General features: G+C 66.9%; 5 protein-coding genes. 3 read left to right on the top strand and 2 right to left on the bottom strand.

Features of this window, described 5'->3' with window-relative positions; all coding sequences use genetic code 11:
- Positions 1-2 precede the first annotated feature (2 nt).
- The 3 genes from PVV54_RS06920 to PVV54_RS06910 are packed head-to-tail and all read left to right on the top strand — an operon-like array spanning position 3 to position 3,727.
- On the top strand, positions 3-572 hold the full coding sequence (locus PVV54_RS06920; RefSeq protein WP_342456606.1) for a GNAT family N-acetyltransferase: 570 nt from the start codon (positions 3-5) through the stop codon (positions 570-572).
- On the top strand, positions 569-2,680 hold the full coding sequence (locus PVV54_RS06915; protein WP_274909220.1) for a capsular polysaccharide biosynthesis protein: 2,112 nt from the start codon (positions 569-571) through the stop codon (positions 2,678-2,680). Before PVV54_RS06920 ends, PVV54_RS06915 begins: the two co-directional genes overlap by 4 nt.
- A 3-nt stretch (positions 2,681-2,683) precedes the next feature.
- Positions 2,684-3,727, top strand: a complete 1,044-nt coding sequence (locus PVV54_RS06910) for a phytanoyl-CoA dioxygenase family protein (RefSeq protein WP_274909219.1) — start codon at positions 2,684-2,686, stop codon at positions 3,725-3,727.
- A 114-nt stretch (positions 3,728-3,841) separates the two neighbouring features.
- Here PVV54_RS06910 and PVV54_RS06905 read toward each other — a convergent pair whose 3' ends face one another.
- Positions 3,842-5,194, bottom strand: a complete 1,353-nt coding sequence (locus PVV54_RS06905; RefSeq protein ID WP_274909218.1) for an aminotransferase class I/II-fold pyridoxal phosphate-dependent enzyme — start codon at positions 5,192-5,194, stop codon at positions 3,842-3,844.
- 9 nt (positions 5,195-5,203) lie between these two features.
- Positions 5,204-12,706, bottom strand: a complete 7,503-nt coding sequence (locus tag PVV54_RS06900; RefSeq protein WP_274909217.1) for a type I polyketide synthase — start codon at positions 12,704-12,706, stop codon at positions 5,204-5,206.
- Positions 12,707-12,915 lie beyond the last annotated feature (209 nt).

The raw sequence follows: 12,915 nt of genomic DNA, 5'->3' as shown, positions 1-12,915 counted from the left end.
CCGTGTTGCGCATCGTCCTGGGATCGGACCTGGCACAGGAACGTGCCACAGACCCTGCACTGGCACAGTTGCTTACCCAGGGGCGTGGCTCGCTGGCGTTTCTGATCGGCGACACCGACTGCCGCTTCCGGCTGCTGGCCGGGGCCATTCACTGGGACCGCGTGCTGCTGGCCTTCGACGGCGAACAGCCGGTGGGCTTTGCCGCGTTCAAGCACCGGCGGCGCGGGCCGTTCGGGCTGCAGTGGCGCCCGTTCGTGCGCGAGTTTGGTGTGCTGAGCGGCGCGGTGCGGTTTGTCGGCTTTTGCCTCAGCGAGGTGCGCGAGTGGCGTTACCCATTCCTGCTGTACGGGCTGCGCGTGGCCAAAGTGGCGCGCAACCGGGGTGTGGGTGCGGCCCTGGTACAGGCATGCTGCGCCCATGCGGCGGGGCAAGGCTTCCACAACGTCGAACTGGAAGTGCCACTGGGCAACGCGCGGGCCGAGCGCCTTTACCTGCACAACGGCTTTGCACTGCGGCGTGAACGCTGGGTGCCGTTCCCGCCGGTGCGCAACATGTCGCGGACACTGCCATGAACAGCACACCACTGCAATCGCTGGTCGAAGGGCCAGGCTGGGTTGGCATCATGTCCCAATGGGTGGCGTGGAAGGTGCTGCACCTGCCGCAATTTCTTGGGCCAGAGGGCCCGCCCTTCTGGCTGTGGCGCCGTGGTGCGCGCAAGCCCAATGGCCTGAAGGCCATCGCCGGCATCGGCTACAAGCAGTCGTCGGCCCACGCCCGCGTGCTGTGCCAGCGCTGGGGCTTGCCGTACATAGCACTGGAAGACGGCTTTCTGCGTTCGTCTTCGCTGGGCATCGAAGGCGACACGCCAATGTCGATGGTGGTCGACCCCATCGGCATCCATTACCTGGCCGACCGCCCTTCGCTACTGGAAAACATCCTGCAGCAGCCCGAGGCACTCACGGAGCAAGAGCTGGCCTGTGCCACCGAGTTGATCGCCCTGATGCGCAGCAGCGGCATCGGCAAGTACAACAATGCCCCCGACTTGCCCGCGGATGACCCGCTGGGCCGCGAGCGCCCGCTGGTACTGGTGGTTGACCAAACGGCCGGTGACTACTCCATCCCCGGTGGCGGGCTGTGCGAGGCAGACTACGTGCGCATGCTCGATACCGCCCTGGCGGAAAACCCCGACGCCGATGTGCGCGTGCGCATCCACCCCGACTGCCTGGGCGGGCAAAAGCCCAGCTGCCTGCTGGCCGCGGCCAAGGCACGCGGCGTGACGCTGGAGGCGCGGCCGGTGGCCTGGGCTTCGCTGGCCAAACGGGCGCGGCGGGTGTACATCGGCACCAGCCAGGCCGGGCTGGAAGCGTTGATTCAGGGGGTGCCGGTGACTTGCTTTGGCTTGCCGTTCTACGCGGGCTGGGGCCTGACCGACGACCGCATGGCCATCCCCCGCCGCCGTGCCAGGCCAGACCTTACGCAACTGGTGGCAGCGGCCTACATCCGCTATTGCCGCTATGTCGACCCGTTGACCGGCGCGCTCACTGACGCCCTCACCGTGGCGCACCAGCTGGCACGCAAAAAGGCCCGCGATGCCGAGTTCGCCGGGCCTACCACCGTGCTGGGGGTGAAGCGCCACAAGCAGCACAACATCCGCCGCTTCTTTGCCAGCCGCTGGGGCCAACTGCGCTTTGCCGTGGACAGCCCGCAACTGGTGCAGCAAGTGGCGGCCGAGCAAGGCCGGTTGCTGGTGTGGGCGGCACGTGAGCCAACCGGGCTTGCCCAGCGTGCAGAGGCTGCCGGGGTGCCGGTCTGGCGGGTGGAAGACGGCTTCATGCGCTCCACCGGGCTGGGGGTGAACAACAGCCCGGCGCTGTCACTGGTGCTTGACCGGGGCGGCATCCATTACAACGCCGGCTCCGGCAGCGACCTGGAACACCTGTTGGAAACCGGCGAGTTCAACGCGGCCAGCCTCGATCAGGCCGCCCGATTGCGCGAACGTATCGTCGCCAGCGGCACCAGCAAGTTCAACCTGCGTCATGGCCAGTCGCCCGCCATCCTGGGCCAACCCGGCCAACGCCGGGTGCTGGTGGTTGGCCAGGTGGAAGACGACGCGTCCGCACTGTGCAGTGGTGGCGGCGCCGGTTGCAACCTGCGCCTGCTGCAGCAGGTGCGTGCAACGCTGCCCCACGCCTGGGTGCTGTACAAACCGCACCCGGACGTGGAGGCGGGCAAACGCCAGGGCCATGTGCCTGCCGAGCAGCTGGCCACACTTGCCGACCAGGTGCTGGCCGGGGCCGACATCGCCGGGCTGTATGGCCAAGTCGACGAGCTGCACACGTTAAGCTCCACCGCCGGGTTTGAAGCGCTGCTGCGCGGCCTGCCGGTGGTCACGTACGGCACACCATTTTATGCCGGCTGGGGGTTGACCCACGACCACCAGCCGCTGCCGCGCCGCACCCGGCGCCTGACTCTGGACCAGTTGGTGGCCGGCGCCTTGTTGCGCTATGCGCGCTATGCCGACGCCCAGCAAGCCCTGCCCTGCGATGCCTGGCACGCCCTCGCCTGCCTTGCCACGCCCCGCCCCGCGCGGCTGGCCGAGCACCCGCGAGTGGCGCCGCTGCTCAATTACACCTGGACCATGCTCGGCTGCGGCCGGCCACTGGCCCCATCAAAGGACTAGACCATGCCTGTTTCGATCAAGGACATCGGCCGCTACGCCGCGCTCCCCTGGCATTGCCTGCAACTGGGCACCCACGCGAAATCGTTCGAGAACAACCCGGTGCTCGGCAGCGCCCGGCTCAATGCCTGGGGCCTGCACGTGCAACGCCGTCAATTGGCGATGGCCATGGCCAGCTACCGACGCCGCGCCCTGGCTGCGCGCCTGGATGCCGGTGAACGCGAGCATTTCGAGCAAAACGGTTTTTTCATCCGTGAAAACGCCCTGCCCGCCGAGCAGTTCGCCGCCCTGCGCGCCGAGCTGGGTGCGCTGCGCAGCACTGGCTGGGAAATGCGCCAGGGCCGTGCCGTCACCCGGCGCGTGAGCCTCGACCAGGACGTGCTGGCGCGTAACCCGGCCAGCGCCGCGTTCGTGGCCGACCAGGGCGTGCGCGACCTGATTGCCTATGCATCATCCAACACGGGTGGCATCACCTACCAGTTGCAGTCGATCGTGATCGACGCTGCCAATGCCGACCAGGACCCGCAAACCCGCTTGCATGCCGACACCTTCCACCCCACCGCCAAGGCGTGGTTGTTCCTGGATGATGTGGAAGATGACCAAGGCCCGTTCAGCTATGTGCCAGGCTCGCACCGCCTGACCCCGGAGCGCCTGGCGTGGGAATATCGCCAAAGCCTGGACGCGGCGCGTTCGCCCGAGCAGATGCACCGCGAAGGTTCGTTCCGCATCGACGAGCCCCAGTTGGCCGCACTCGGCCTGCCTGCCCCACGGCGCTTCGCGGTGCCGGCCAATACGCTGGTGGTGGCGGATACCTCAGGCTTCCACGCCCGCTGCGCCAGCCGGCATGCCAGCCACCGGGTGGAGATTTACGCCAGCCTGCGGCGCAACCCGTTCCTGCCGTGGCGTGGGGCGCACCTGTTTGCGTTGCCGTGGATTGCCAACCATCACATGCGTTGGGACATTCGGCTGAAGAGGCTGATGGGGTTCGACAAGAAGAGCCATTGGCGGTTTGTTGAGCAGTTGAATGCGTATGAGGGGCCGCATATTTGAGCTTTGGGCGCCGCTGCGCGCCGCGTCGCGGATGAATCCGCTCCTACAGGAGAGCGCGAAATTGTAGGAGCGGATTCATCCGCGATGCGGCGCGCAGCGGCGCCAGCTCTCAATTCATCCCAACCGCGCCATCTCCTCGGCCACCACCGCCACGGTATGCCGAATCTGTTCCTCGGAGTGCTCACACGACACAAAAAACCTCACCCGCGCCGCCTGCTCCGGCACTGCCGGGTACAGAATCGGCTGGGCATTGATCCCGCGCTCGAACAGCGCACTGGACAAGCGCCCCGCCTTGAACGAACTGCCGGTAATCACCGGGATCACCGCAAGGCCGGTACTGGTCGCGGTATCCAGCCCCGCTTCACGCGCCAACTGCAAAAACAGCTGGCCACGGGCCTGCACCTGGGCCACCCGCTCACGGTCCTCGGCCAGTAACTGCAACGCCGCCAGCGCAGACGCCGCCACCGCCGGCGGCATGCCCACGCTGTACAAAAAGCCCGGTGCCAAAAACTTCAGGTGCTCGATCAACGCGGTGCTGCCGGCAATGTAGCCGCCGCAACTGGACAGCGTCTTGCTCAGCGTGCCCATCCAGATATCCACGTCATCGCCAGCCAGCCCGAAGTGCTCGCCAATGCCTTTGCCGGTCGCCCCCATCACACCCAGCGAGTGCGCTTCGTCGACCATCAAGAACACTTTGTGCTTGCGCTTGAGCTCCACGAACCGGGGCAACTCGGGGTAGTCGCCATCCATGCTGTAAATGCCTTCGACCACCACCAGCACGCGCTCGAAATGCTGGCGCTGCTCGCCCAGCAAACGATCCAGCGCCTGCCAGTCGTTGTGGGCAAAGCTCAAGCGGCGCGCACCTGACAGCTGAATGCCCTGCAGCACGCTGTTGTGGATCAGTTCGTCGTGCACCACCAGGTCACGTGGGCCGAACAGGTAGCCGATGGTGGTGACATTGGTGGCATGGCCACTGACCATCACCACGGCATCGTCCACGCCATACAGCTCGGCCAACCCACGCTCCAGCTCGCGGTGCAGCGGGCGGTCGCCCGACACCGGACGGCTGGCCGACACCGAGGTGCCATAGCGGTCTATGGCGGCCTTGGCCGCCTCGGCCACTCGCGGGTGGCCGGAATAACCCAGGTAGTTGTAGCTGGCGAAGTTCAGGTAGTCGCGCTCGCCAATCACCGTCTGCGCGCCAGCGGTGCCTTCGTGCAGGCGGAAGAACGGGTTGCTCAAGCCCAGCCGCGCGGCGCCTTGCTGCATCACCCGCAATTGCTGGTAGCCGGGGTGCTGATCGAAGCGGTAGAAGGCTTCGGGCACCTTCAAGGCCGCTTGCTGCGCCTGCTCCAGGGTGGCACCGCCGGCCTCGCCGGCAGCGCCTTGGCTGCGGCGGGCCAGCGCTTGCTGGATCAGGCGTTGCTTGGTGTCGCCACCCAGGCCGGTAGGGGTTCGTGCGGTCATGTCGGGGGCTTACTCAATCAAACGGTGGGGGGCCACGCTGGCATCGGCCAGCTCGGCATTCAGCTCAGCCACCTGCTCGGCGCTGAATTCACTGCCGTGGCGGGCAAGCACGTTCTGCGCCAGTTGCGGCTCGGCATTGGCGGCTTCGCCACGCAACAGTTCCAGCAGGCGTACGCTGAGCTTGTCGATGCTGGAGCTTTCGCTCAGTTCCATCACCGGCAGGCGAATGCCGAAGCGCTCCTCCAGGGCAACCACCAGCTCCACGCTCATCAGCGAGTCCAGGCCCAGCTCCTGCAGCGGGCGCTGGCTGTCGAGGCGCGCGGCGGGCAGGCGCAGGATTTCGCACACTTCGTGCTTGAGCATGTCGGCAAAGCGTTCCAACAGCTCGGCATCGTCCAGCTCGGCCAGCATGCGCTGGATGTCTTCACCGTCGTTGTCATCGTCCTGGTCGCCACCGTGAGCCCGGGCCAGCTCACTGAAGCGCGGCGTGTTGGCGGTGGGCAGGAAGCGCGACAACGCCTTGAAGTCCAGCTCCAGCACGCCATGGCCGTTTTCGCCGTCCAGCAGCATTGCTTCAAGCTGGGCAAGGGCTGCATCGGCACGCAGCGCGGCGCCGCCCATGCGGCTTTGCAGGGCGTCCTTGATCTGGCCGTTGCGGGCCAGGAAGCCCACATCGTCAATGGCGCCCCACAGCACGGCAGTGGCGGCCAGGCCTTGGGCGTGGCGGTGCCGCGCCAGGGCTTCGAGCCAGTGGTTGGCGGCCACGTAGTTGGCCTGGCCGGGGTTGCCGAACAGGGTGGTGGCCGACGAGAACATGACGAAGAAGTCCAGCGCCAGGCCTTGGGTCAGTTCGTGCAGGTATTGCGCGCCCTTGGCCTTGGGTTGCAGCACGCGGCGCAGCTGCTCGCCGTCGAGGTTGCGGATGAGGCTGTCGTCGATCACGGTGGCGGCATGCACCAGGCCACGCAGCGGCCATGGGCTGGCGGCGATGCGTTCGAACACCCCGCGCAATTGGGCGATATCGGTGATGTCACAGGCCACGGCCTGCACGTCCAGGCCCTGAGCCTGCCACAGCGCCAGCTGCGGCTGCGCTTCGCTGCTGTCCGGGCCACGGCGGCCCAGCAGCACCAGGTGGCGCGCACCCTTGTCGATCAGCCACTGCGCGGTGCGCAGGCCAAAGCCGCCCAGGCCACCGGTGACCAGGTAGGTGGCATCAGCCGCCAGCTGAAGCGCACGCGGGGGCCGGGTGCGGGTGTCAACGGTTTGCTCGATGGGGTTGCCGTAAGTGACCACCACCTTGCCGATCTGCCGCGCCTGCTGCATGTAGCGGTAGGCCTCGACCACCTGATTGGCGTCGAATTCGCGGAACGGCAGCGGGTGCAGAATGCCCTGCTGGAACAGCGCCATCATTTCGCTAAACAGCCGGCGGGTGAGCTGCGGGCGTTCGCTCATCAGCTGGTCGGCATCAATGCCGAAGTAGCTGATGTTGTTGCGGAACGGGCGCAGGCCAATGCGGGTGTTCTGGTAGAAGTCGCGCTTGCCCAGTTCCAGGAAGCGGCCAAAGGGTTTGAGCACGCGGAAGTTGCGGTTGATGGCCTCGCCTGCGAGCGAATTGAGCACCACATCGACACCACGGCCATCGGTGGCTGCCAACACCTGGTCGGCGTAGGCCAGCGAGCGGGAATCGTAGATGTGCTGCACGCCCAGCAGGCGCAGGAAATCGCGTTTTTCGTCGCTGCCGGCAGTGGCGTGGATCTCGGCGCCCAGCCATTTGGCGATCTGGATGGCGGCGATGCCCACGCCACCGGCAGCGCCATGGATCAGCACTTTTTCGCCCGGCTCCAGGCGCGCCAAGTGATGCAGCGCGTAATACACGGTGAAGAAGGTGCTAGGGATGGTTGCCGCCGCTTCGAACGACATGCCGTCCGGAATACGCGCCACGGCGTTGGCGTTGGTCACCAGACGGTTGGCAAAGCTGCACGGGCCAAAGCCTACCACGCGGTCGCCCGGGGCAAAGTCGCCCAGCACTTCGGCGCCCTTGCCTTGCACCACGCCGGCAAACTCAAAGCCCAGCGTAGGGCCGGAGAAGCCGTTTTCGATGGCTTCGTCACTCAGCAGCCCAAGGGCGAACATCACATCACGGAAGTTAAGGCCTGTGGCGCGTACGGCAATGTCCAGCTCGTCGGCCGCAGGCAGGCGCGGCTCGCGCACTTCCCAGCGCAGGTTACGCAACTGGCCGGGCAGGTCGAAGCCCAGGCACACCCACTGTTCGCCCTGCGCTTGGGCCGGGGCGACGCTGCCGAGCACGCGCAGGCGTGGCACATAGCGGCGGCCCTGGGCGTCCAGCGCCAGCTCGGTTTCGCCGTCGGCGTGCAGCAAGGCCGGGATCGCCACCGCTACTGCCGCATCGTGGGCCAGGTCCAGCAGGCGGATGCGGCACGCTGGCGACTCGTTGGCCAGGGTACGGCCAAAGCCCCAGAAGGCGGCATCGGCGATGGCGTCGACATTGGCAGCGCTGTCACCAGCATACAGGTGCTGGGCGGCGCCGCGGCTGAACAGCCAGCATTGCGGGGCAATGTTCAGCGCCTCGCAGGCCTGCACCAGCGCAGCAGCCTGCAAGCAGCGCTCTGCCTGGGCATCAAGGCCGACAGTGCTGTCCAACCCGGCCAAGTGCAGCACGTGCTCTGGAGCCTGGTCGAGGATACTGAGTTGCGCAGCCAGCGCGGCGGCATCACCCGGGTGCAGCAGGCTGACCTGCTGGCCATGTTCGCGCAGTTGCGCGGCCAGTTGCTCAGCCGCGCTCTGCCCGCCCTCGGCCAGCAACGCCCAACGCTGTACAGCCGCTGGCGCGGCAGCGGGCAGCGCGGCGGCAGGTTTGTCGGCCAGCAGCAGGTAACTGCCGCAGGCATCGCCCGGCAAGGCATCGAGGGTGCGCAGTGCAGCCAGGCCATGGCGCTGCAGTTCATGGTTCCAGAACGCCGGGCCTTGCTGACGCGACAGCGCTTGCTCGGGGCCGGCCAGCCACCAGCCTGCCTGGGCACCGAACACAAAATCGGCCCAGCGCGTGGGGTACTGCGCCAGCAAAGCCAGTTGGCCGCGGGGGTTGAGCTGCGCGCTGGCCTGGCGCACGGCATCGCCCACTGCGCCAAGGGCGCTGAGGTCGGTGGGCACCAGCACCCAGTCAAAGCTGCCGGCCTCGGCCAGTTGCGCGTGGCCCAGCACGTCAAGGGCCGGGCAGTCGTCGCGCAGGCGTTGCTCTAGCTCTGGCTCGGCCACGCAGTACAGGTAATCGATGCGGTCGAAATCAAGCCCGGCATACAGCAGCTCGGCGAACGATGGCCCGCCAAAGCCAAACTCCAGCACCCGCAGGCGCTGGCCGGCTGGCAGCTGTGCCAGGCGCTCGGCCAAGGTTTGGCCGATGCCTTGCAGCAGGCGTTGCTGGCCGGCTGCGCCGAGCACAAGGCGCGCCAGGCTGGCACCGCTGGTTTCCCGCGGCAGCAGGCTGTCGAGGGCCTGCTCGGCATCCAGCAGCGCGCGCAGGTGGCGGCCGATGCGGCCTACCGAGTGAATGATCTGGAAGTATTCGGGGTAGCTCTGGAACAGCTCTTGCCAAATGGCTTCGGAAGACGGGCGCTCGCCCAGGTCGGCCAGCTGCCAGCTGCCATCGGCGCCGCGCACCAGGCCGCCATCCTGCTCGGCGTGGCGCAGCAAGGTGGCCACGAAATCGCCCTGCCCTTGCGACCACACGGCCACCTGTTCGGCGCTGACGCGGCCACCGGCCTGCTCGACCAGGTCGAGCACGAAGCTGGCGCACAGCACATCGAGCAACGGCTCGACCTCGGTCAGGTAACGCACTTGCGCCGGCTCGTCGGCCAGGCCCTGCAGGGCAGCGGCCAACGGCGCGGCGGCCACGGCATGGCGTTGCACCGGCACGACGTGCCCCGGTGCGGCCAAGCCAACGTGAGCCAGGCGCTTGATTTCGCCATTGCGGTCAAACTGCAGGCGCACGGCCCGCAGGCGCGCTTCCTTGATCGCCAGCACGGCATCGCCGTTGCCGTCGAACAGCGTCACATCCACCAGCAGCGAGTGTTCGGTGCGCTTGCGTTGACGCACTTCTGCCAGCACCGGCACGCCGCCGGCCTTGGTGAAGGCGATGCGGCCCAGCTTGACCGGGATGAACGCCAACCCCGGGTTGCGGCTTGGGCGGCTGGCCAGCAGCTCGGTAATCAGCTGGAAGGCGCCGTCGAGCAGCGCCGGGTGCAGGTGCAGGCTGGCCAGCTCCGGCTCGATGGCCGCCGGCACGGTGAGCTGGGCCAGTACCCGCTCCTCTTCCACCCAGGCGGCGGCGACGGTCTGGTAGGCCGGGCCGTAGTTCAGGCCCACCGCACAGGTCAGGGCCAGGTGCTGTTCACCGGTGAAGTCCGCCGGGCGCCGTGGCAGGGCTGGCGCACGGCCACCCAGCATCACGCCGCAGGCTTCGCCCGGCAGGCGCGCAACCACGTGCTGCACCCAATCTTCGTGTTGGGCCAGGCTGCGCGAAGCAATGCGCAGGGTGCCGTCGGCCTCTTCAACCTGGGCACGTACCTTTTTGCTGCCATCGCTTGCCAGCAGCAGTGGGTTGTGGATTTCCAGCTCTTCGATATCGACGAATTCGCCGGGCTGGTGCAGTTGCGCCACGGCCAGGGCCAGTTCGGTAAAGCCTGCGCCGGGGAACAGCACCGACTCGCCCACCTTGTGGTCGGCCAGGGTCGGGAACAGTTGCGTGTCGAGGCGATTTTCCCAGGTCAGGGGCTGGTCGGGCAGCGGGTAGCCCAGCAGCGGGTGCACGCGCTCGCGGTTGAGGGTGCCGTGGGATTCGGCGCTGACCGGCAGCGTGAAGTGGTCACGTTGCCAGCTGTAATTTGGCAGGCGCACCGGGCGCCCGGCCACCGGGAAGCGCGCTTGCCACTGGGGCTCGGCTGCAGCGATCAGCAAGCGCGCCACGCTGCGTTCAAGCAGTTGCGGGCTGTGGTCGTTGCGCTTGAGGGTGGTCACGACTTGGCCGGCCTGTTCGCACTGGGCCAGCACGTCGGTTACATAGCTGCGCAGGATCGGGTGCGGGCCGACCTCCACGAACAGGTTCAGGCCATTGCGCACCAAAGCGTCAAGCCCCCCCTGGAACAGTACCGGGAAGCGGATGTTCTGCCACCAGTAGTGGCTATTCAGGCGCTCTCCGGCCAGTTCGCCGCCAACCACGGTGGAATAGAACGGAATGTGGGTGGCGCGTGGCTGAATGTGCGCGAGGTCGGCAATGACCGCCTGTTCGATGGGGTTCATCGCCGGTGAGTGGAAGGCGTAGTCCAGGTCCAGGCGGCGGGCAAACACCTGGCGCTCGGCCAGGGTTTCTTCCAGCACGGCCAGGGCATCGACGTCGCCAGCCACGGTGGCGCCCCGGGCGCTGTTTTCACCGGCAACCACCACGCGCCCTTCCAGGTGCAGTTCGGCCAGCAGCGCAGCAGTGGCTTCACCCGAAAGGCCAACAGCGGTCATCTGGCCGGCGCCTCGGGTGAGGCCCTGCAGGCGGCTGCGGTGGTAGATGACCTGGGTGGCATCTTCCAGGCTCAGCGCTCCGCAGGCCCAGGCTGCCGCCACTTCACCCACGCTATGGCCGATCACCGCCACGGGCTGGATGCCTTCGGCGGCCAGCACGCGCGTGACTGCCACTTGCAGGGCGAACAGCGCTGGCTGGGCGATTTCGGTACTGGCGTAGCGGCCTTCGCCATTGTTGCCCAGCAACTCGGCGCGCAGCGAATAACCGGCCAGCGGCTGGAACAACGCGTCCACTTCATCGATGGCGGCGGCGAACAGCGGCTGGCCCAGCATTGCCCGGCCCATGCCTTGCCATTGCGAACCGTTACCGGAATAGACGAACACCGGGCCACTGGCCGACTCCAGCGCCTGGCCGGCTTCGAGCACGGCGCTGAGTTCGCTCAAGGTCGGGTCCTGGGCGTAATCATCCAGTGCCTGGGCGGCTTCGGCAGCGTTGTCGCTGACCAGCAGCAGGCGATGGGCGTGGGCGTCGCGGCGGAACGTGGCCTGGTAGGCCACATCGTAGTAGTCGGCCTCGCCATGCTCGGCCAGGTAGGCGGCAAAACGCTCAGCCGTGGCCCGCAGGCCCTCTGCGGTTTTGGCGCTGAGCAGCAGCGGCACCCGCTTGGCTTCGTTTCGTGCTGGCGCAGCCAGTTGCGGCTCCGGGCTTTGCAGGATGACGTGGGCGTTGGCACCACCAAAGCCGAACGAGTTGACGCCAATGGTCAACTGGCCTTCAGGCTTGAGTGGCAACGGCTCGGTGACGACCTGCAGGTTGAGGTCAGCGAACGGGATGTTCGGGTTCAGCGCCTTGACGCCGATGGTGGCCGGCACGGTGCGCTGGGCCAGGCAGTTGAGCGCCTTCATCAGGCCTGCCGCGCCTGAAGCCGCCTCCAGGTGGCCGAGGTTGCTCTTCACCGAGCCGATCGGCAGCGGGTTGCCGGCGCCACGCAGCTGGGCCAGCGCCTCGCCGATGGCGCGGGTTTCGATCGGGTCACCTACCGAAGTGCCGGTGCCGTGGGCTTCCAGGTAATCAATCTGCCCGGGCTCGATGCCTGCCTTGGCGTAGGCGTGCTTGAGCAGCGCCGCCTGGGCGTCGGCATTGGGCAGGGTCAGGCTGGACTTGCGCCCGTCAGTGTTTACGGCACTGGCCGCTACTACCGCCAGGATGGTGTTGCCATCGGCCACTGCCTGGTCGTAGTCCTTGAGCAGGAACAGGCCACCGCCTTCGGAGCGGGCATAGCCGTCGCCGTTCTCGTCGAACGACTGGCAGCGGCCGGTACGCGAGAGCATGGTGGCCTTGGAGAAGATCATGAAACCGAACGGGTGCATGTGCAGGCTGATGCCGCCGGTTACCGCCTGGTCCACATCGCCGCTGAGGATGGCCTGGCACGCTTGGTGGAAGGCCACCAGCGACGACGAACAGGCGGTATCGATGGCCATGCTCGGGCCGCGCAGGTCGTAGAAGAACGACAACCGGTTGGCAGCGATGCTCATGGTGTTGCCGGTGGCGGTGGCGCCGTCGATGGAAGCCATGTCATCGACCAGCCGGTAGGCCTGCTCGACACTGGCGATGCCCAGGTACACGCCACAGTTGCTGCCGCGCAGGCTCGACGGCTTGACGCCGGCGTTTTCGAAGGTTTCCCAGCACATTTCCAGCAGGATGCGCTGCTGCGGGTCCATCATCGCCGCTTCACGCGGGGAGATGCTGAAGAAGCCCGCATCGAACGCACTGACGTCGCCCAACGTGCCCGAAGCAAAGGTATAGCTGGTGGCGGGGTTGGCTTTGTCCGGGTGCAGGAATTCGGCCTTTTCCCAACGGGAAGCGTCAACCTGCGTCACCAGGTCGCGCCCTTGCATCAGGTTCTGCCAGAAGCTGGCAGCGGTGGAGCCGGGAAAACGGTACGAACAACCAACGATTGCAACCTGTCTACGCTTAGTCAAAACCTATTCCTTCAAAACTCATCGGGCACCGTCCCATCCTGCGGACAGCCGGCATGCCTGGCCTTGCCATGAATCTGGCTGGTCGTTGTATCTCGGTATGTGCGGGTATCTGAAGCGGCTTTGCACGCGGGGGTGACTTGTGGTCGGGCGTGGGGTGGGTTCAGATTTTGTGACGGGATGATACGCGGGTTGGGGGGTGGGAAAACCCT

Source organism: Pseudomonas sp. PSKL.D1, from assembly GCF_028898945.1.
GTDB lineage: Bacteria > Pseudomonadota > Gammaproteobacteria > Pseudomonadales > Pseudomonadaceae > Aquipseudomonas.
This window is presented reverse-complemented; position numbering and strand designations above follow the sequence as displayed.

Excerpts from the sequence above, each read along its gene's own strand:
- PVV54_RS06905 (WP_274909218.1), bottom strand. The coding sequence starts at position 5,194 with ATGACCGCACGAACCCCTACCGGCCTGGGTGGCGACACCAAGCAACGC.
- PVV54_RS06915 (WP_274909220.1), top strand. The coding sequence starts at position 569 with ATGAACAGCACACCACTGCAATCGCTGGTCGAAGGGCCAGGCTGGGTT.
- PVV54_RS06910 (WP_274909219.1), top strand. The coding sequence starts at position 2,684 with ATGCCTGTTTCGATCAAGGACATCGGCCGCTACGCCGCGCTCCCCTGG.